Below are 20212 nucleotides of genomic sequence, written 5' to 3' on the forward strand. Positions count from 1 at the left end.
TCGCGGGACACGCCCATACCCGTATCCGTCACGCCGTGGCCCCCGCCGCGTCCTGGAGTAGAGCGACCTGGGCGGCGTACGTGTCGAGCCCCTCGGCGGGACCACCGGGCAGGCCGGTCAGCCCGGGAAGCAGGTCGCCGAACGCGTTCACCTCGCAGACGGTGAACCGCCTCATGCCCATCCCTACGAGCAGGTCAACGCCGACCATCGGGCTGCCCGGGAAACAGGATGCGGCCCGCGCGCACACGTCGAGCGCCCGCCTCCATCCGGCCTCGCCCAGTGCACGCTGCACGGCTCCCAGGTCACCCCTGGAGCCGCCCAGATGCAGGTTGGTCATCGGTGTGCGGCTCGTCCGGACGACCGCGTGCGTGGGTTCGCCGCCGATGACGACGACCCGCAGGTCGAACACGCGGCCGTTGATCGTGGCCTTGGGCAGCCACCGCTCGACGTGCAGGCCGTCCGGCGCGAGCAGGTCGATGAGCGCCGCGACCTCCTCCTCGGTCTCGTACGAGCGGACGCGCAACGAGTTGAGCAGCCGCCCGTCCGCCATGGACGCCGAGGTCACGGCCCTGATCCGGTCCGGTGGCGCGGTCTGCAGCGCCACCACCCCGGACGCGGACGAGCCGTGCGCGGGCTTGACGAACACGCGCCGCTCCCCCGCCTCGTCCATCCGGGACCGCAGCGCCGCGTAGCCGGAGACGTCCGTCAGCGCGGCCGGGACGGGCACCCCCGCCGCCAGCATGCGGGCGTGCGACCGCCGCTTGTCGAACATGACCGCGATCTCCTCGACGTCGCCGAGCAGGCGGCCGCCGGCCGCCGACACCTCCCCGGACATCCGCCGCAGCGCCGCCGTGAACGTCCGGTACCAGCGGGCGCCGCCCTCTACCCGGGCCGGTTCGCCGGGGCCGCGCAGCAGCGCGTCGGTCTCGCGGTCCTCGCCGGGCGAGTCGATGCGCAGCAGGTCGCCCGCGGCCAGGCCGAGCGGGACGCCGCGCAGGACGTCCACCCACGGCACGAGGCGCGGTTCGGGCAGCCCGGCGGACCGGCACACCGCCGCGAGCAGTGCGGGGCGCCGGTCGCCGGGCGTCCCCACGACGACGAGGCTCATTCGGCGACCGAGATGTAGGAGCCGCTCATGTCGAGCCCGAGCCGGCTCCACTGGGGCTTCAGCCACTCGGGGAACCCCTGCGGATCGTCCAGGTTCACCCGGACGCCCGGCAGCGCCTCCCGCACCCGCGCGCCCATCTCCTCGGTCAGGTAGTGGTGGTGCAGGTCGAGGTCGGCGAGGTGGCCGAGCGGGCGGCCGGCCAGCAGCGCCTCCGCGCCCGCGTCGGTGAGCGTGCCGAGCGCGAGGCTCAGCGACTCCAGCCGCTCGACGACGGGCGCGTCCGCCACGGCCTCGGCGATCCGGTCGTGGGCGCCGGCGTTCTCCAGGCCGAGGTGGCGCAGCGCGGGCAGCCGCTCCCCCGCGAGGATCGGCGCGAGGTCGTCGAGGGAGGCGAGCCAGTCCGGCCGGTCGCCGCCGCCCAGCCACAGGTCGAGGTGCCGCAGCCCCGGCAGCTCGCTCTCGGTCACCGCCCGGACGATCTCGGCGGGCAGCATGACCGCCTCGAACCGCAGCGTCCGCAGCCGGGCGCCCGCGCGGCCGTCCAGCGGCGCGAGCCGCAGCCCGTCGGAGCCGCGGACCTCGAAGTGCTCCAGCTCCGGAAACGCCGCGAACAGCGGCGAGACGTCGGTGTGCCTGATCCACGAGAGGTGCAGGTCCCAGTCGCGGATGTCGCCGAGGAACAGCGCCCGCAGGCGCGGCAGCCGGTCGGCGGCGGCCACCAGCCGCTCCACCGGATCGAACTCGCCGCAGTCGAACCCCCAGAAGCCGATGACGAGGTGCGTGACCCGCGCCGTGTCGACCTCCCGGAGGAAGCGGTCGAAGTTCTCGGGGACCTCCGCGCCCCACACGCCGTTGTCGTGGATGTGGTGGTAGATCCCCCAGGCGACCTCTCCGGCGGCGGGGAGCGGCCCGCCCTCCGGGTCCCCGTCGAACGCGTGGACGGGGAGCCCGGCGAACGTCGAGAGGCGCTCCTCGATCATTCCGACACCGCGATGTAATGCCAGTCGCCGTCCGGCTTCTCCTGCTCGTCCAGGTCGACCTCGACACCGGGCAGCGCGGCCTTCACGCGCTCGATCATCGCGTCCGACAGGAAGTGGTGGTGCAGGTCCAGCTTGCGCAGGTGGGTGAGCGGCTGCCCGGCCAGCAGCGCCTCGGCGCCCCGGTCGGTGAGGACGCCCATGGCGAGGCTGAGCGACTCCAGGCGCGCCACGACGGGCGCGCCCGCGACGGCCGCGGCGATCTCGTCCTGGATCTCGCTGTCCTCCAGGCCGAGGTGGCGCAGCGCGGGCAGCCGCTCGCCGCCGAGCAGCGGCGCGAGGTCGGCGGCCGTGGCGTCGCCGCCGTAGTTGTCCTCGCCGAGCCACAGGTCGAGGTGCTCCAGGTTCGGCAGCTCGCTCGCGCCCACGGCGCGGACGATCGCGGCCGGGAGCCCGCCCGACTCGAACCGCAGCACCTTGAGCCGGTCGCTCTTGACCGGGTCGAGGGCGAGGCCCTGCGCGCCGCGCACCTCGAACCGCTCCAGGTTCGGGAACGCGGTGAACAGCGGCGTGATGTCGGAGTGCTCGATCCAGGAGATCTCCGCCTCCTCGCCGGTGATGTCGCCGAGGAACAGCGCCCGCAGCTTCGGGAAGGACGCGGCGGCCTTGGTGAGCAGGTCGACCGGGTCGGCGGCGCCGGAGTCGTAGTCCGCGCCCCAGTAGCCGACGATCAGCGCGGTGATCTCGGCCGTGTCGACCGTCTGCAGGAACCGCGCGAAGACGTCGGCGAAGTCCTCCTCGTCGAAGATCGTCCCGACGTACCAGGCGGCCTCGCCCGCCGCCGGGTACTCCTCCCCGGTGACCGGGTCGGTGGCGGCGTTCCCGTCCTTGCCCGCTTCGGTCTCGTTGTTGAACGTGGCCACCGGCAGGCCGGCGTATTCCTCGAGGTGCTGATAAACGCCCATGGGTCCCCTTCGCGAGTTCGTTCGGCCCATGTCCTATCAGGACCGGCGGACAAACCGCGGGATTTCCGACGAGGGTCGGGCCGAGCGCCCCGGCCCAGGCCCCGGCGGAGGGCGCCCCCGCCGCGGGGGCGCCCGTCACGAGCGTCAGGAGGCGATCAGCACCGACCCCTTGTACTTGTCCTCGACGAACTTCTTGACCTCGGGGCCCTGCAGCAGCTGGACGAGCTTCTTCACGCGGGCGTCGTCCTTGTTCTCCGGCAGCGTCACGATGCCGTTGGCGTACGGGTTGCCCTCGGCCTTCTCGGCGGCGAGCGCCTCCTTGTTCGGCGACAGCCCGGCCTCGATGGCGTAGTTGCCGTTGATGACCGACAGGGCGACGTCGTCCAGCGACCGGGGCAGCTGCGCGGCCTTGACCGGCGTGAACTTCAGCTTCTTGGGGTTGGTCGCGATGTCGCGCGGGGTCGCGGTCGTCGGCGCGTCCGGCTTCAGGGTGATCAGTCCGTTGTCGGCGAGCAGCTTCAGCGCGCGCCCCTCGTTGGCCGGGTCGTTCGGGACGGCGACCTCGGCGCCCTGCGGGACGTCCTGGAGGTTCTTCACCTTCTTGGAGTAGACGCCGAGCGGCTCCAGGTGGACGGGCGCGACGAACGTCAGCTCCGTCCCCGACTGCTTCTCGAACTCCTCCATGAACGGCACGTGCTGGAAGTAGTTCGCGGTGACCTGCTTCTCCTTCAGCGCGGTGTTCGGCTGCTGGTAGTCGCTGAACTCCACGATCTCGACCTTCAGCCCGGCCTTGGCGGCCAGATCGTCCTTGACGTAGGTCAGGATGTCGCCGTGCGGGACGGGGTTGACCGCGACCTTCAGCGGGGCGTCCGGATCGTCCGACGCCTCCGAGGAGCCGCAGGCGGTCAGCCCCACGAGGAGACCGACGGAGGCCAGCGCGACAGTGAGCTTGCGAAGCACGACGAGTGCCTTTCTGTGGGTTAGCGGTGGGTCAGGCGGCGGGCGACGAGGTCCCCCGCGGCCTGGATGAGCAGGACCAGGACGACGAGCAGCACCACGGTCGCGACCATGACCTTGGTCTCGAAGCGCTCGTAGCCGTAGACGACGGCGAGGTTGCCGAGCCCGCCGCCGCCGACCGTCCCGGCCATGGCCGTGTAGCCGATGAGCGCGATGACGGTGACGGTCAGGCCCGACACGAGGCCGGGGCGCGCCTCGCGCAGCAGGACCTTGCCGACGATCTCCCGGCGGGTGGCGCCCATGGCGTCCGCCGCCGCGAGCACGCCGGGGTCGACCTCGCGCAGCGCGATCTCGACGAGCCGCGCGTAGAACGGGATGGCGCCGATCGTCAGCGGGACGATCGCGGCGGCGTTGCCGATGCTGGTGCCGACGACCACCCGGGTGAACGGGATGATCGCCACCATCAGGATCAGGAACGGCAGCGAGCGGCCGATGTCGACGACCACGCCGAGGGCCCGGTTCACGGGCCGGGCGGGCAGCAGCCCGCCGCGCTCGGTCACGACCAGCAGCACGCCGAGCGGCAGCCCGAGCACGACGGTGAACAGCGTGGCGACGCCGGTCATGTAGAGGGTGTCCACCGTGGCGGGCCACAGCAGCGGAGCGACCTCGTCCCAGGTCATCGGGCGTCCTCCCGGTTCTCGTCGGCGGCCCGGCCGGCGCCGCCGGGCGGGGTGGCGGCGCCGCCGGGGCTGGTGGCGGGGTCGGCGGCGTGCTTGACGTCGACGGTCAGGCCCGACTCGCGGAGGAAGGCGAGCTGGGCGGCGTTCGCCGCGGGGTCGCCGGGCAGTTCGAGCTGGAGGCGGCCGACGCGCTCGCCGCCGACCGTCTCGACGGCGCCGCCGAGGATGTTGACGTCCAGCGAGTACTTGCGGGCCAGCGCCGACACGAACGGCTCGTCGGTGGCGCCGCCGGTGAAGGTGACCTCGACGAGCGTCCGGCCGTCGCGGGGCTCGGCCGGCGGCAGCGGGAACAGGTCCCGGGCCAGCTCCGAGCCGGGCCGCGCGAGCAGCCGGGTGACCGGGCCCGACTCGGTGATCCGGCCGTCGCGCATGACCGCGGCCGAGTCGCAGATGCGCTTCACGACGTCCATCTCGTGGGTGATCAGCAGGACGGTGAGGCCGAGCCGCCGGTTGAGGTCGCGCAGCAGCTCCAGGATGGACGCGGTGGTCTCCGGATCGAGCGCGGACGTCGCCTCGTCCGACAGGAGCACCTTCGGGCGGCCGGCGAGGGCGCGGGCGATGCCGACGCGCTGCTTCTGCCCGCCGGAGATCTGCGCCGGGTAGGCCCTCGCGTGCTCCTGGAGCCCGACCAGGTCCAGCAGCTCGGCGACGCGCCGGGCCCGCTCCGCGCGCGGGACGCCCATGACCTCCAGCGGGAACGCGACGTTCCCGGCGACGGTCCGGCTGCCGAGCAGGCCGAAGTGCTGGTGGATCATGCCGATGCCCTGCCGGGCCCGGCGCAGGCTCCCGCCGCGCAGCGCGAGCAGGTCCTGCCCGCCGACGACGACGCGGCCCTCGTCCGGGCGCTCCAGCAGGTTGACGCAGCGCAGCAGGGTGCTCTTGCCGGCGCCGCTGCGGCCGAGGACGCCGAAGACCTCGCCCTCGGCGACGGTCAGATCGACCCCGTCGACGGCGATCACCTCGCGGCCGCGGTCGCGGTAGCTTTTTCGAAGTTTCTCGATCTGGATCACAGGAAAACATCCATGCGGGCACGGGACGCCGGACGAGCGGCGGCGGTCAGCGGGACGGCGGGCGGACGCGGGCGAGCGCAAGCGGCACGGCCCGACATACGGCGTGCGGCATGCGCGGCGCGCGAAGGCTCAGGGAGAGCGCCTGCGAGCGCCTACGAGCGCTTACGAAGGAAGCGCCTAAGAGCGGCCGGGCGGGAACGGGGCGTGGCTCAGCAGATGGCGTTCGAAGAACATGCGCGACTCAGGGGTGTGGCGGACAGGCTCGCTTCGGGGCGCGAGGCGCAGGACGGCAGGGGCCCTCAGCGGCCACACATTCGCCGGCAACACGTACGCCGCATGGCCCGCCGCATCGGCGGGCGGTGCTCACGGCACGGGCGTACGGAGGACATGTCAGCAGTTAACCGGCTTCACACCAGTGACCGCAAATCCGGCGGGTGTGATATCCGTCGCGCTGCGTGGCGGGCGCCCGCCGGGACGTTCGCGCTACTCGTCGCGGTAGTCGAGATAGGCGGTGCCGGAGCCGCTGTGGACGGAGATCGACCGCGCGGCGCCCTCGTCGACGACGGCGGGGTTGAGGTGGGTACTGCCCGAACCCGTCCCGGCCCGGACGCGGTAGCGCGACCCCGGCGGCACGATGATCTTCGCCGTGCCCGACCCGGCGGACGCCTCCACGGCGTCCGGCGGCTCGGCGTAGCGCAGGTCGAGGGCGCCGGACGACACCCGCGCCAGCGTCTTGGCCGCGGCCAGCCCGGTCCCGGTGATCGCACCGGACCGGGCCTCCAGCCGCAGCCGGCCGCGCACCCCGGCGACGCCGATCTCGCCGGACCCGGTGCGCAGGTCGAGGTCACCGGTCAGGCCCCGCACGTCGATCTCCCCGGATCCGGACACCGCCGACACGCGCGTCCCCGCCGGGACCCGGACGTCGATGTCGGCGCCGCAGCCGCCGAGCACGTCCGAGCCACCGCAGCGGAACGTCACGAACAGCACGTCCTCCACGAGCGTTTCGGTGACGCCGGGCCTCTCCAGGCCCCAGCGGAGCGTCTTGTAGACGCGGGCCTCGCCGTCCGGGCCGGGGCCGACGGAGACGGCGGCGCCGTCCAGGTCGAGGCGCAGCTCCCTGATCGCGTGGTGGTAGGGGGTGACCGACACCGCGGTCTGCCGGACGGCCCGCCCGACCAGCGAGAGCAGGGCGGGCGTCACCACGACCAGCGCGGTCGCGACCGCCAGCGCGATCCACACGCCGCGCCGGCGGGGCCGCCCCGCGCCGAGCGCCTCGCCCGTCCCGGCGGTCATGTGTCGCCGTCCAGGAAGCGCAGCACGGCGAGGACGCGCCGGTGGTCGCCCTCGGCGTGCGGCAGGTCGAGCTTGGCGAAGATGCTGTTGATGTGCTTGGCGACCGCGCTCTCGCTGACCACCAGCGCCGCGGCGATGCCCGCGTTGGAGCGGCCCTCCGCCATGACGGCCAGGACCTCCCGCTCGCGCGGGGTGAGCCGGCCGAGCGGGTCGGTGTGCCTGCGCAGCAGCAGCTGCGAGACGACCTCGGGGTCCAGCGCGGTGCCGCCGGCGGCGACCCGGCGCAGCGCGTCCAGGAAGACCGACACGTCCGCGACCCGGTCCTTGAGCAGGTAGCCGATGCCGCCGGCGCCGCTCGACAGCAGGTCGGCGGCGTAGCGCTCCTCGACGTACTGCGACAGCAGCAGCACGGCGACCTCCGGCGCCTCCCGCCGCATGACCAGAGCCGCGCGGACGCCCTCGTCGGTGAAGCCGGGCGGCATCCGGACGTCCACGATCGCCGCGTCGGGGCGGTGCGCGCGGACGGCGGCGAGCAGCCCCTCGGCCTCGCCGACGGCCGCCGCGACCTCGAACCCGGCGGTCTCCAGCAGCTTGATCAGCCCGGCCCTGAGCAGGACGGAGTCCTCGGCGATCACAACGCGCACGGCAGCTCCACGGTGACGGTCGTCGGGCCCCCGCCGGGGCTGGTGATGCGGAACGCGCCGTCCACCGACCGGACGCGGCGCGCGAGCCCGGTCAGGCCCGTCCCGGCGGACGGGTCGGCGCCGCCCGCGCCGTCGTCGCGGACCGTCACCCGCAGCACGTCGCCCCGGCGGACGACCTCGACGTCGACTTCGGCCGCGCGGGCGTGCCGGACGACGTTGGTGAGGGCCTCGGACACGACGAAGTACGCGACGGCCTCGACGGTGGAGGAGGCGCGCGGCTCCACCTCGACCCGCAGCCGGACGGGCAGCGGCACGCGGGCGGCGACGCCGGACAGCGCGGCGTCCAGGCCGCGGTCCTCCAGCACGGGCGGGTGCAGGCCGCGGATCAGCGTGCGCAGCTCGGCGAGGGCCTCCTTGGCCTCCTCGTGCGCCTCGACGATCACCCGCATGGCGTCGTCCGGGACGCCGGTCAGGGTCTCGCGGGCCAGGCCGAGGTTCAGCGCGAGGGACACGAGGCGCTGCTGGGCGCCGTCGTGCAGGTCCCGTTCGATGCGGCGGCGTTCGAGGTCGGCGGCGTCGACCACGCTGGCGCGCTTCTCGGCCAGGTCCTCGACGCGGCGCCGCAGCTCCTCCGCGCGGTCGGGGCCGAGCAGCCCGGCGGCGGCGCGGGCGTCCAGCCGCCGCACGCCCGCCGCCGCCCAGGGCGCCGCCGCGAGGAGCAGGACGCCGAGCGCACCCGTTTTGACCGGGTCGCCGAACAGGCCGGCGTCGGGCAGCGCCCACGCGTAGAGGGGCACGGCGGCGAGGACGGCGCCCATCGCCCACATCATGATCACGGCGAGTCCGCCGAGCGCGAGCGGCGGCGCCGCGACCAGGTGGTACTGCAGCTTCCGCCACACCTCGGGCGAGCGCAGATCGCGGAGCGGATCCCACGGGCGCCCGTCGGCCAGGTTCGGCATGGGTGGAATGTCCAGGCCGAGCACGGCCCAGCAGCGCTCCCGCTGCCACGCCGTCAACAGGCGCAGCGCGAGCAGCGGGAAGGCGATCGTCGCGGCGGTCAGGACGAGGACCGGTACGACGTCCACGGGCGCCCAGACGGCCCAGACCGAGCCCGGGACCAGCCATCCGGCGGCCTGCAGCGGCACCCCGGAGGCGACGAACACGGTGTCGCGCCACGCCGCCGCCGTCCACGGCGCGTGCACGCGGGCACGGGCGACCGCGGAGATGGATGCCATGCGGCAACCGTATTGGCCTGGTTCGTCCGCCACCATGAACCAGACCGGAGGACGGGGGTGAACCTAGTGCCACCCCAAGTCGGATGGCGGTGCCACTGACCGCGCCGGGCACCGCGGCAAGGCTGTGACCGGGGCGTCCCGGAGCGCGGATGCCGCACCGGATCACCGTCCTCTAGGAGTGCCGCATGGTCACCGCCGTCTCCCGCCCTGTCTCGTCCAAGGTCTCCTTCCGGCGCCGGCCAGTTCGCGATGTAGGGCGTGCCCTGGAGGGGCGATGGGTGGGATGGGGCTTCATCGGGGGCGCGGCCGCACTGGTCCCCTGGATGTGGGTGCTCGCGACGACGATGCCGTCCACCACGACGGTGTCGAACTGGTCGGCGGCCTGGGTCGGGCTGGACGCGATGGAGGCCGCCGCCCTCCTGGGCACGGGCGTGCTGTTCGTCCGCCGCGATCCCCGGTACGGGCTCGGCGCCGCCGTGGCCGCGGCCCTGCTGGCGGCGGACGCGTGGTTCGACGTGACGACCGCCACGCCCGGTGCCGCGCGCGCGTCGGCGATCGCGCTCGCGGCCGGGCTGGAACTTCCACTGGCGGCCCTGTGCGCGGCCCTCGCCGCACGGTCGTACACGCAGCGTGGAGCCATGATCGACGAATCGGTGAACAGTGATCGGCAAAGCCTGAACGGGAGTGCGCCAGACGGGTGAAACCAGACGAGCCGGACCTCTAGAGTGAGTGCCATGTCGGGGCCCTCTCGCGGGAGGGCCCCTCGCCCTGCCTGCATGATCAGAGGTCCCCGAACATGAACGACCACGAGGTGCACGAGGAGTGCATGCGGCTCCTCCGGGACGGCCTGCCCGTCCCCGCTCCCGCCGCCTTCGAGGAGGGACGGGACTTCCTTCCGCTCGGACTCGACATGGACGGCGACGTCGCCGTCGTCACCTTCCTCCACCAGTGGGGCGACACGTCGGCGTTCGTCGAGGGTTGGACGTTCCACAAGCGCGACGGCGAGTGGCGGGAGCTGGGCGGTGCCGGCGGGTTCGCGCCCGCCGAGCCCCTGGCGCGCCGCTCGTCCGGCGAGATGATGGGCCGCCACCTGCTGAAGTACGGGTCGGGGCGCAGCGTCCGCAACTCCAACCGGCTGCTGCCGTGGGGCGCCAAGTGGGTGCACGAGGCGCGGCTGCGGGCGTCGGCGGAGGTGGCGCGGGTCCGGGTCGGCAGCCGGATCCTGGACGTCCCCGAGCACGGGCACGTCGTCGTCGTGTGGGGCGCCCGCCGGGGCCCGGTCGTGGAGGCCCTCGCCGCGGACGGCGCGGTGCTGGACGCCATGGACCTGGACCGCCCGGCCGTCGCGTCCCGCCCGCAGGGCTGATATTTGACCGTTCGGTCTTGAACGGGTTATCGTCCTGCCATGGCACGGACGAAGGAGTTCGACCCGGACGCCGCCCTGCGGCGCGCCCTCGACCTGTTCTGGGAGCGCGGCTACGAGGCGACGTCCATGGCCGACCTCGTGGAGCACCTCGGGATCGCCCGCGCCAGCATCTACGGCACGTTCGGCGGTAAGCACGAGCTGTTCCTGAAGGCGCTGGAACGCTACCTCCAGGAGACCGACCCCAAGATCGCCGAGGCGCTCGCCCAGCCGGGCCCCGTGCTGCCGGCGGTGCGGGCGCTGATCGAGCGCTACGCGGCGGACGCGGCCCGCGACCGGCCGCGGCGCGGGTGCCTGGTGGTGAACACGGCGGTCGAGCTGGCCGCCCGGGACCCGGACGCGGCACGGCTGGTCGAGGCGAGCTGGTCGTTCCTGGAGGCGTCCCTGACGTCGGCGCTCATGCGCGCGCGGGCCCAGGGGGAGCTGCCGCCGGAGAAGGACCCGCGCTCGCTGGCCCGCCTCCTGCTCGTCCTGTTCCAGGGCATGCGGGTCCTCGGCCGCGCGCCCGCCGACGACGGCCGCCTCCGGGACGCGACGCGCGAGGCGCTGTCCCTGTTCGACTGACCGCCGCCCCGCCCCGGCTCTGGCCGTGGGTTCTGCATGGGTTTATTCAAGACCGATCGATCTAGAAAGTAGGAGCCGTCATGACCTTCCACGGCACGACCGTCCTCATCACCGGCGGCTCGCGCGGCATCGGCCGCGCCACCGCGCGCGCCTTCGCCGCCGAGGGCGCCACGGTCGTCCTCGCCGGACGCGACGTGACCGCGCTCGCCGACGCCGTCAAGGAGATCGGGCCCGGCACGGCCGACCACGTGGTCGCCGACGTGGCCGACCCCGCGTCCGCCGCCCGGATGGTCGAGACGGTGGTCGCCCGGCACGGCGGCCTGCACGTCGCGGTCAACAACGCCGGGATCCTCGGCGCGGCCGGACCCGTCGCCGACATCGACCCCGCCGCCTGGGACGACGTCATGGCGGTCAACCTGACCGGCGTCTTCCTGTCGATGAAGCACGAGATCGCCCACATGCGCGCCCACGGCGGCGGGACGATCGTGAACGTCGCGTCCAACATCGGGGCGCATCGCCGGCTCCCCGGCATGGCGGCGTACGCGGCGTCCAAGGCCGCGGTCAGCATCCTGACCCGCACCGCAGCGCTCGACCACATCGGCGATGGCGTCCGCATCAACGCCGTCAGTCCCGGGGCAAGCGACACCCCCATGTCACTGCTACCGGGTGAGAGCGAAACCGAGCGCGCGGCCCGGATGAGTGCGTCCGTCCCAGCGGGGCGTGTGGCGGACACGTCCGAAGTGGCTTCGACCGTCCTGTGGCTGGCGTCGGACGCCTCAACCCACGTGGTCGGCCACGACCTCGTCATCGACGGCGGTGTCACCGCCTGACAACGCTTTTCGGGACGGCTCACAGGGCACACTCAAGGCATGGCCCTCACACCCGACTACGACTCCGACCCGGAGCGCTTCCGTCTCGCCGGCAGGGTCACCAGGAAGTACCTGATCGGGGCGCGGAGCCTGCACGACCACGTCGCCATGAAGCTGGTCAACACCGGCGCGTCCCTCGTCCTGGACATCGGCTGCGGGGAGGGCGCCCTCAGCGCCGCCCTCCCCCGTCCGGCGCCGCTCCGGCTCGTGGGCCTGGACGCGTCCGCCGCCCTGCTGCGCGCCCACCCCCGGCCGTGCGTGCGCGGCGACGCGCTGCGGCTGCCGTTCCGGGACGGGACGTTCGACGCCGCCGTGGCCGTGAACATGCTCTACCACCTGGACGACCCAGGGCCCGCCCTGCGCGAGGCACGCCGCGTCCTCGCCCCCGGCGGGATGCTGCTCGTCTCCGCGATCTGCCGGAACGACAGCCCCGAACTGTCGCCCGTCTGGCGCCCCGAACCCACCCCGTTCGACGCCGAGGACGCCCCCGACCGGGTCTGCGAGGTCTTCGGCGAGGTCGAGGTGGAGCGCTGGGACGCCCCGCTGATCACGCTCCCCGACCGCGCCGCGATCCGCGACTACCTGATCGCCCGCCGCGTGCCCCGCCCCCAGGCCGCCGAGGCCGCCGCCCACCTGGACACGCCCCTGCCGGTGACGAAGCGCGGCTCCCTGGTGGTCGCGCGCCGCTGACCCTCTGCGCTCATAGCCAGCCGCGGTCCTGGGCGGCGCGGGCGGCGGCGTGGCGGTTGCCCGCACCGAGCTTGGTGACGGCGGCGGACAGGTAGTTGCGGACGGTCCCCTCCGACAGGCCGAGGTCGCGGGCGATGCGCGCGACGGGGGCGCCGCCGGCGGCGGCGCGGAGGGCGTCCAGCTCGCGCGGGGTGAGCGGGCACTCCTCGGCGGCGAGGGCGTCGGCGGCGAGCTGCGGGTCGATGTAGCGGGCGCCGGCGGCGACCTGCCGGATGACCTCGGCGAGCCGCCGGCCGGGCGCGTCCTTGCCGAGGAAGCCGCGGACCCCGGCGGCCATGGCGCGGCGCAGGTTGCCCGGCCGGCCGTGCGCGGTCACGATCACCAGCCGGCAGGACGGCAGGTCGCGGGAGAGCCGCTCGGCGGCGGCGAGCCCGTCCAGTCCCGGCATGTCGATGTCGAGGACGGCGACGTCGGGCTTCAGGGCGAGGGCCCGGTCGACGGCCTCGTCGCCGCGGCCGACGTCGGCGGCGACCTCGATGCCGTCCTCGGTCTCCAGCAGCAGGACGAGCGCCTCCCTGATCAGCAGGTGGTCGTCGGCGAGCAGCACGCGGATCATGGCGCCTCCTCCGGCGCGGCGGGGACGGCGGCCGCCACCCGGAACGTCCCGTCCCCGGCGGGGCCGGCGGCGAACTCGCCGCCGGCGGCGGTGATCCGCTCGGCGAGCCCGGCCAGGCCGCTGCCGGCGTCGCCGGCGCGGCGCCCGGCGCCGTCGTTGACGATCTCCACCTCGACGCGGTCGCGGCCCGCCCGGACGGTGATCTCGCACCAGGTGGCGCTGGAGTGCCGCAGGAGGTTGGTGGTGGCCTCGCGGGCGACCCAGCCGAGCGGCTCATGGACGTGCGGCGGCAGCGCCGGGGACACGTCGGGGCGTTCGCAGCGGATCCCGGCGGCGCGCAGCACGGCGGACATGCCGTCCAGCTCGGTGCGCAGGGACGTGGCCCGGTAGCCGCGGACGACCTCCCGGACGTCGCGGACGGCGTCCCGGGCCATGGTCTGGATCTCGGTCAGCTCCTTGCGGACGCGCCCGTCGTCGCGTTCCACGAACCGTTCGGCGACCTCGGCGCGCAGCGCGACCGCCTGGAGGCTGTGCCCGAGGACGTCGTGCAGGTCGCGGGCGAAGCGGAGCCGCTCCTCCCCCACCGCGGACCGCGCCAGCTCGGCGCGCGCCTCCCGCAGCTCCTGGACGACGTGGAACAGCCAGACCGTGACGTACCCGGAGAAGGCGCCGAGCGGGACCGCGGCGACCTCGTACAGGACGGCCAGGGCGGGCAGCCCGAGCAGCACGCCGTAGACGGGGGTGAGCACGGTCGCCGCCACGGCCGCGCCGATCGCCTCCCGGACGGGCAGCACGATCGCGATCAGCCCGGCCGGGACGAGCAGCGCGTTGCCCCACCCCCGGTCGATGCCGAGCAGCAGCGGCATCGCCCAGCTGATCAGCGCGATCGCGGCCAGCCCGACCCGGTGGGCGGGCGCGGTGCGGCGCATCAGGTTCTGCCACAGGAGCCGGGCGTACAGGACGTACGCGGCGCCGGTGCCGGTGAGGGCGAGCAGCAGGCGGCCCGCCTCCCGGCGCTCGGTGATCTCGTACCAGAGCGCGGGCGCCAGGAACCCGGCCAGCGTCATCACCGTCATCCCCACGATGATCGCGGCGATGACGGTGGGACGCGGGAGGGCGGGCTGCACGCGCCCAGCGTATGCGGCCGGCACGGGGGTCGTCCGGGAGCGCGGGGCGGCGGCCGGTCAGGCGGCGCGGCCGGCCGGGGGGCACTGGAGCCGGGCGGCGTCGCGGCCGGTGACGAGGCAGCCGTCGTCCAGGATCCCGACCCGGTCGGCGCGGCACGCCTCGTCCGGGTCGCGGGTCGTGATCACCGCGCTGACCCCGTCCGCGGCGAGCATGAGCAGGACGGACCACACCTCGCGGGCCGCGGCGGCGTCGAGCCCGGCGGTCGGCTCGTCGAGGAACAGCACGTCGGACCGTCCCACCAGGGCCAGCGCGATGTCGAGCATGCGCCGCCGGCCGGGGGTCAGCCGCTCGAAGGGGACGTCGGCGAGGTGGGTGAGGCGGGCCAGGCGCAGGGCCTCGTCGCGGGTGAGCGGGTCGAGGGTCCAGCGCCGCCAGGTGTCGATGACCTCGGCGACGGTCAGCCCTGGGAACAGGCCGCCGTCACGCCACACCGCCCCAGCGCGCGCGGAGTCGCGGTCGGTGTAGGGGTCGGCGCCGTAGAGGCGGACGGTTCCGCTCGTGGGACGGCGCAGGCCGGCGAGCATCTCCAAGAGGGTGGTCTTGCCGGAGCCGTAGCGGCCCAGCAGCGCGTAGACCTCGCCTTCGGCCACGGTGAACGAGACGTTTCGCACGGCCTCGTTCAAGTCCAGGTCGCGTACCTCGATCACAGGTGCCTTCATGGCATCCATGCTGGCCGCCGGTGGCGCGGGCGTGCAGTCACGGACGTCAGGAGACGGTCATGAGGTTCGCAGGGGTGACCCATGACAAATGTCAGGGTTCGGCGATCGCCCATCCGGTCGGCGGGACGGTGACGCCATCGGCGGTGAAGCTCGCTTCACCGGCCACGCACGTCCAGTCTGCGGCGGGCAGTTCAACCTTGGCGGGCTCGCCGTCCAGGTTGAGGACGACCGCGAGCCGCTCTGCGCCGTGCCCCACTGTGTAGGAGAGAACCGTGTTGGTCAAGGTGGCGACCGTGGTTTCGGCTCGGACCAGCCACGGGTGACGTCGTCTTAGTCCGATCAGATGCTGGTGTAGGCGGTGGTAGGAGGCGCCGTAGCCGGGCGTCTCGTCGGGACGTTCCGGGAAGGCCGGCCGTATGGCGTCGTCCCCGCCTGGCCGTTCCTCTTTCACGCCTTCGTAACCGAACTCATCACCCGCGTAGATGGACGGAACACCACCGACCGTCAGCAGGATGACGAGCGCGTGTTCCCGGTGCTCTTCCCGGTTCAGGCGGCTGGCGATGCGGGTCACGTCGTGGTTGCCGAGGAAGGTCTGCGGGGCGAACCTACCGAGCATCGTGTTGTGCCGGTCGAGCGCATGGGCCAGCTCGAAGAAGTTGCCGTCGTTGAGCGAGCTCCAGATGGCCTTCCAGAGTTCGTACTGGGTGACGGAGTCGAATCCGGTGTCTTGCACCAGGCGGATGTAGTCGCCGTGGATGACCTCGCCGACGAACCAGGCGTCGGGGAAGCGCGCGCGGACGCGGTCTGTGACCGTCCGCCAGAACTCCGGCGGAACGGCGTAGGCGGCGTCGAGACGCCAGCCGTCTATGCCGCGCTCGAGCCAGTGGGTCATGACGTCGGTGACGTAGTCGGCGACCTCGGGTTCGGCGTGGTTCAGCGTGACCAGCCGGTCGTGGCCCTCGAACGTGCGCAGATCCGGGTGGAACCACTTCCGGTACCGGGACGCGTCACCCTTCGCCGAGACGTCGGCGAAGGGTTCGAAGCCGCGCCCGACATGGTTGAAGACACCGTCGAACAGGATCCTGACGCCCTTCTGGGAGGCGTCGTCGATGAGCCGCCGCAGGTCGTCCTCGCCGCCGAGCCTGGGGTCGACCCGGTAGTGGTCGACGGTGTCGTAGCCATGGGTCTCGGACGCGAACACGGGACCGAGCGCGAGCCCGTTGCAGCCGAGCCCGACGAGGTGGTCGAGCCAGCCGCCGAACCTCGCGAGCCTGGGCGTCGGGGGCGTTCCGGCGGGGAGGGCGTCCCGCTCGGCACCGACGAATCCGAGCGGGTAGGCATGCCACCAGATGGCGTGATCGGACCAGCGCATGCCCGTCCCTTACCCGGAGAGAGCGTCCCACCCGCCCATGCGGGCCTGCGCGCGTTCCGTGCGGGTCACGCGCGCACAAGAATGTCCGGAGTCAGCCCGTCCAGAGTCTTGATTCCAGAGAGCGCCATGGTCAGCTCCAGTTCGGCCTGGAGGCAGCGCAGTACGTGCTGAACTCCCGCCTGACCGGCGAGGCCCAGCCCATAGGCGTACGGACGCGCGACCAGGACGGCCTTGGCGCCGAGTGCCAGCGCCTTGGCGATGTCCGCTCCGGTCCGGATCCCGCTGTCGAACAGCACGGTCGCCTGGTCGTGGACGGCCTCGACCACGCCCGGGAGTGCGTCCAGTGAGGCGATGGCCCCGTCCACCTGGCGTCCGCCATGGTTGGAGACGATGACGGCGTCCATGCCGGCGTCCACGGCCTGGCGCGCGTCGTCGGGATGCTGGATGCCCTTCAGCGCGATGGGCCCGTCCCAATGGTCGCGCAGGAAGATGAGGTCGTCCCACGTCAGGCTGGGGTTCCCGAAGTTGGCGACCCAGTGCAGGATCGCCATGTCGCGGTTCTCCTTCGTGATGGGCCCGCCCACGGCCTTCTGGAAGACAGGGTCACTGAAATAGTTCGCGACACCGATCCCGCGCAGGAACGGCAGGTACGCCTGGTTCAGATCGCGCGGGCGCCACGCCAGCGTGAACGTGTCGAGGGTGACGACAAGGGCCGTGTAGCCGGCGGCCTTGGCCCGCTCTAGGAAGCTGACCGCAAGCTCCCTGTCCTTGGGCCAGTACAGCTGGTACCAGCGGGGTCCATCACCGTTGGCCTCGGCCACGTCCTCGATGGAGTACGAGGACGCCGTGCTCAGCACCATCGGCACCCCCTCGGCCGCCGCCGCCCGCGCCACTGCCAGCTCACCCTCCGGATGGAAGATCGATTGGACGCCGATGGGCGCGAGCAGCACCGGCGAGGGCATCGCGGTCCCCAGCACCTCCACCGACAGGTCCCGGTCGGCGACGTCCCGCAGCATGCGCGGCACGATCCGCCACCGGTCGAAGGCCGCCCGGTTGGCGCGCGCCGTCGCCTCGCTGCCCGCCGACCCCGCCACGTAGCCGAACGCCTGCGCCGACAGCGCGCGCTCCGCGAGGCCCTCCAGCTTCGTCAGATCGGTCGGCAGCGTCGGGACGACGTCACCGAGCCCCTGCAGATAGATCGAGTTCTGGAAGTCGGCCAGCCCGCTCAAAGGAACCTCCACCTGGGGATATCGGTACCGTCGGTCCTCAAGATGCCAGGTTCGGCAAGGTGACGGAACGGCATAGATCCGCCGAGTTCGGCGCCACACCCGGTGGGGCGGGCGAAAGATGTCCCCGGGACCGGCCACAATGTGGGGCATGGCACGACGCGGATCCCAAGCCCCTCCACCTCCGCCCGACTTTGAAGAGAACATCGTCGACGTCGATGTCTCCGACGAGATGCGCGGCAGTTTCCTCGAGTACGCCTACTCGGTCATCTACCAGCGGGCGCTCCCCGACGCGCGCGACGGCATGAAGCCCGTCCAGCGCCGGATCCTGTACTCGATGAACGAGATGGGCCTGCGCCCCGACCGCGGCCACGTCAAGTGCGCCCGCGTCGTCGGGGAGGTCATGGGCAAGCTGCACCCGCACGGCGACAGCGCCATCTACGACGCGATGGTGCGGATGGCGCAGCCCTGGGCGATGCGGATGCCGCTCGTGGACGGCCACGGCAACTTCGGCTCGCTCGGCGGCGACGACATGCCCGCCGCCATGCGGTACACCGAGGCCCGCATGTCCCGCGAGGCGATGCTGATGGTCGCCTCGATCGACGAGGACACGGTCGACTTCCGCCCCAACTACGACGGGCAGGAGCAGGAGCCGGAGGTGCTGCCGGCCGCGTTCCCGAACCTGCTGGTGAACGGCGCGTCCGGTATCGCGGTCGGCATGGCCACGAACATGGCGCCGCACAACCTCGGCGAGGTCATCTCGGCGGCCCGGCACCTGATCGACCACCCCGACGCCACCCTCGAAGACCTGATGCGCTTCGTCCCCGGCCCCGACCTGCCCACCGGCGGCAAGATCGTCGGCCTGGACGGGATCCGCGACGCCTACGAGCGCGGCCGGGGGACGTTCCGCACCCGCGCCACCGTCTCCATCGAGAACGTCACGGCCCGCCGCAAGGGCATCGTCGTCAGCGAACTCCCGTACGCCGTCGGGCCCGAGCGCGTCAAGGCCAAGATCAAGGAACTGGTCAACGCCAAGAAGATCCAGGGCATCTCGGACCTGAAGGACCTCACCGACCGCAATGTCGGCCTCCGCCTGGTGATCGAGATCAAGAACGGCTTCAACCCGGAGGCCGTCCTCGCCGACCTCTACCGGCTCACGCCGATGGAGGAGACGTTCGGCATCAACAACGTCGCCCTGGTCGACGGCCAGCCCCGCACGCTCGGCCTCCGCGACATGCTGCAGGTCTACGTCGACCACCGCATCGAGGTCGTCCGGCGGCGCTCGATGTTCCGCCGCAAGAAGCGCGAGGACCGCCTCCACCTGGTGGACGGCCTGCTCGTGGCGCTGCTGAACATCGACGAGGTCATCCAGGTCATCCGGCAGAGCGACGACGCCGCCCAGGCCAAGCAGCGCCTCATGCAGATCTTCGAGCTGTCGGAGATCCAGGCGCAGTACATCCTGGACACCCCGCTCCGCCGCCTCACCCGCTACGACCGGCTCGAGCTGGAGAAGGAGAAGGAGCAGCTCGCCAAGGAGATCGCCAAGCTGACCGCGATCCTGGAGTCGGAGCGCAAGCTCCGCGGCGTGGTCTCCAGGGAGCTCGGCGACGTCGCCAAGGAGTTCTCCACGCCCCGCCGGACGATCCTCCTCGAATCCTCGGGCCACACCGCCGCCGCGGCCGTCCCCCTCGAAGTGGCGGACGACCCGTGCACGGTGCTGCTGTCGTCCACGGGCCTGCTGGCCCGCACGCACGACGCGTCGCCCCTGCCCGACAGCGGCCCCCGCGCCCAGCACGACGTGCTGACCTCGGTGGTCCCGGCGACGGCCCGCGGCCAGGTGGGCGCGGTGACGTCGCTGGGCCGGATGATCCGCATCGACGTCCTGGACCTCCCGACCCTGCCCCCGTCGGCGACGCCCCCGTCCCTGGCGGGCGGAGCCCCGGTGGCCGAATACGTCGACCTGGAACCGAACGAAACGGTCGTGGGCATAGCCTCCGTCTCCGAGGAGGGAGGCGGCCTCGCGCTGGGCACGGCGCAGGGCGTCGTCAAGCGAGTGGTCCCCGACTTCCCGGCGAACCGCGACGAGTTCGAGGTCATCGGCCTGAAGGACGGCGACCGGGTGGTCGGCGCCGTCCAGCTCCTCTCCGAGGACCAGCACCTGGTCTTCATCACGAACGACGCCCAGCTGCTGCACTTCGCCGCGTCCCTCGTCCGTCCCCAGGGCCGGGCTGCCGGCGGAATGGCGGGCATCAAGCTGGGCGCGGGGGCGAGCGTCCTCTGGTTCGGCGCCATGGACCCGTCCCGCGAGGCCCGGGTCATCACGATCTCGGGCTCCTCGTCGGCGCTCCCCGGCACCCAGACGGGCGCGATCAAACTGGCCGACTTCGCCGACTTCCCGTCCAAGGGCCGCGCGACGGGCGGCGTCCGGGCGCACCGCTTCCTGAAGGGCGAGGACGTCCTCCTCCAGGCGTGGGCGGCCCCGACACCCCTGCGGGCCGCCGCGGCCAACGGCAAGCCGGCGATGCTGAACGTCACGCTGGGCCGCCGAGACGGCTCCGGCGAAGCTCTGGACAGCCCCATCGTCTCCATCAGCGGCCCGATAGGCCCGGCCCCGGCCGAAGAGGAAACCCCCGAAGAGTGATGCGAAGAGGCCCCGGGCCCACCCCGGGGCCTCTC

20 protein-coding genes are annotated in these 20212 nt (G+C 73.0%); 6 read left to right on the forward strand and 14 right to left on the reverse strand.

The features are described 5' to 3' along the window. Positions 1-28: 28 nt before the first annotated feature. The 9 genes from HUT06_RS30875 to HUT06_RS30915 all read right to left on the reverse strand — a co-directional run bounded on the left by HUT06_RS30875 (position 29) and on the right by HUT06_RS30915 (position 8929). Positions 29-1108 (reverse strand): STM4014 family protein, encoded by a 1080-nt coding sequence (locus HUT06_RS30875; protein ID WP_176198919.1) that lies wholly within the window; start codon positions 1106-1108, stop codon positions 29-31. After that, the gene (locus HUT06_RS30880) at positions 1105-2088 is read right to left on the reverse strand and encodes an STM4015 family protein (RefSeq protein ID WP_176198920.1); all 984 of its coding nucleotides are present in this window, start codon (positions 2086-2088) and stop codon (positions 1105-1107) included. Before HUT06_RS30880 ends, HUT06_RS30875 begins: the two co-directional genes overlap by 4 nt. Then, positions 2085-3050, reverse strand: coding sequence for an STM4015 family protein (locus HUT06_RS30885; protein WP_176198921.1), 966 nt, complete (start codon positions 3048-3050; stop codon positions 2085-2087). Before HUT06_RS30885 ends, HUT06_RS30880 begins: the two co-directional genes overlap by 4 nt. 144 nt (positions 3051-3194) lie before the next feature. Continuing rightward, positions 3195-4010, reverse strand: coding sequence for a MetQ/NlpA family ABC transporter substrate-binding protein (locus HUT06_RS30890; protein ID WP_176198922.1), 816 nt, complete (start codon positions 4008-4010; stop codon positions 3195-3197). A 20-nt stretch (positions 4011-4030) separates the two neighbouring features. Continuing rightward, complete coding sequence (locus HUT06_RS30895; protein WP_176198923.1) at positions 4031-4687, reverse strand: methionine ABC transporter permease; 657 nt, start codon at positions 4685-4687, stop codon at positions 4031-4033. Beyond that, positions 4684-5757, reverse strand: coding sequence for a methionine ABC transporter ATP-binding protein (locus tag HUT06_RS30900; RefSeq protein WP_176198924.1), 1074 nt, complete (start codon positions 5755-5757; stop codon positions 4684-4686). Before HUT06_RS30900 ends, HUT06_RS30895 begins: the two co-directional genes overlap by 4 nt. 483 nt (positions 5758-6240) lie before the next feature. Then, positions 6241-7050: a DUF4097 family beta strand repeat-containing protein gene (locus HUT06_RS30905; RefSeq protein ID WP_176198925.1), complete on the reverse strand. Its 810-nt coding sequence runs from the start codon at positions 7048-7050 to the stop codon at positions 6241-6243. Next, positions 7047-7694, reverse strand: coding sequence for a response regulator transcription factor (locus tag HUT06_RS30910; protein ID WP_176198926.1), 648 nt, complete (start codon positions 7692-7694; stop codon positions 7047-7049). The genes HUT06_RS30905 and HUT06_RS30910 overlap by 4 nt, the downstream gene beginning before the upstream one ends. After that, positions 7682-8929 (reverse strand): sensor histidine kinase, encoded by a 1248-nt coding sequence (locus tag HUT06_RS30915; RefSeq protein WP_176198927.1) that lies wholly within the window; start codon positions 8927-8929, stop codon positions 7682-7684. The genes HUT06_RS30910 and HUT06_RS30915 overlap by 13 nt, the downstream gene beginning before the upstream one ends. A 185-nt stretch (positions 8930-9114) precedes the next feature. Here HUT06_RS30915 and HUT06_RS30920 point away from each other — a divergent pair, with 185 nt between their 5' ends. The 5 genes from HUT06_RS30920 (at position 9115) to HUT06_RS30940 (ending at position 12475) form a co-directional block, all read left to right on the forward strand. Then, positions 9115-9630, forward strand: a complete 516-nt coding sequence (locus tag HUT06_RS30920) for a hypothetical protein (RefSeq protein ID WP_176198928.1) — start codon at positions 9115-9117, stop codon at positions 9628-9630. 95 nt (positions 9631-9725) lie between these two features. Further along, positions 9726-10295 carry a hypothetical protein gene (locus tag HUT06_RS30925; protein WP_176198929.1) on the forward strand — a complete coding sequence of 190 codons (570 nt, stop codon included), beginning with the start codon at positions 9726-9728 and terminating at the stop codon, positions 10293-10295. Positions 10296-10334: 39 nt separating this feature from the next. Then, positions 10335-10916, forward strand: a complete 582-nt coding sequence (locus HUT06_RS30930; protein WP_176198930.1) for a TetR/AcrR family transcriptional regulator — start codon at positions 10335-10337, stop codon at positions 10914-10916. An 80-nt stretch (positions 10917-10996) separates the two neighbouring features. Next, positions 10997-11746: an SDR family NAD(P)-dependent oxidoreductase gene (locus HUT06_RS30935; protein WP_176198931.1), complete on the forward strand. Its 750-nt coding sequence runs from the start codon at positions 10997-10999 to the stop codon at positions 11744-11746. A 39-nt stretch (positions 11747-11785) separates the two neighbouring features. Beyond that, entirely contained in the window at positions 11786-12475 is a 690-nt protein-coding gene (locus HUT06_RS30940; RefSeq protein WP_176198932.1) for a class I SAM-dependent methyltransferase, read from the forward strand. A gap of 10 nt (positions 12476-12485) precedes the next feature. Here the strand turns inward: HUT06_RS30940 and HUT06_RS30945 are convergent, their stop codons facing one another. The 5 genes from HUT06_RS30945 to HUT06_RS30965 all read right to left on the reverse strand — a co-directional run bounded on the left by HUT06_RS30945 (position 12486) and on the right by HUT06_RS30965 (position 17539). Further along, a complete protein-coding gene (locus HUT06_RS30945) occupies positions 12486-13091 on the reverse strand; it encodes a DNA-binding response regulator (RefSeq protein ID WP_176198933.1) in 606 nt (201 codons plus the stop codon). After that, complete coding sequence (locus tag HUT06_RS30950; protein WP_176198934.1) at positions 13088-14218, reverse strand: sensor histidine kinase; 1131 nt, start codon at positions 14216-14218, stop codon at positions 13088-13090. Before HUT06_RS30950 ends, HUT06_RS30945 begins: the two co-directional genes overlap by 4 nt. 57 nt (positions 14219-14275) lie before the next feature. After that, entirely contained in the window at positions 14276-14938 is a 663-nt protein-coding gene (locus tag HUT06_RS30955) for an ABC transporter ATP-binding protein (RefSeq protein WP_176198935.1), read from the reverse strand. Positions 14939-15029: 91 nt separating this feature from the next. Beyond that, positions 15030-16310 carry an alpha-amylase family glycosyl hydrolase gene (locus tag HUT06_RS30960; RefSeq protein WP_176198936.1) on the reverse strand — a complete coding sequence of 427 codons (1281 nt, stop codon included), beginning with the start codon at positions 16308-16310 and terminating at the stop codon, positions 15030-15032. A gap of 65 nt (positions 16311-16375) precedes the next feature. Continuing rightward, complete coding sequence (locus tag HUT06_RS30965; protein ID WP_217711531.1) at positions 16376-17539, reverse strand: lactate 2-monooxygenase; 1164 nt, start codon at positions 17537-17539, stop codon at positions 16376-16378. Positions 17540-17687: 148 nt separating this feature from the next. Between HUT06_RS30965 and HUT06_RS30970 the strand changes: the two genes are divergently transcribed. Beyond that, positions 17688-20177, forward strand: coding sequence for a DNA topoisomerase (ATP-hydrolyzing) subunit A (locus HUT06_RS30970; protein WP_176198938.1), 2490 nt, complete (start codon positions 17688-17690; stop codon positions 20175-20177). The last annotated feature ends 35 nt before the right edge of the window (positions 20178-20212 follow it).

The sequence above is a fragment of the Actinomadura sp. NAK00032 genome, from assembly GCF_013364275.1.
GTDB lineage: Bacteria > Actinomycetota > Actinomycetes > Streptosporangiales > Streptosporangiaceae > Spirillospora.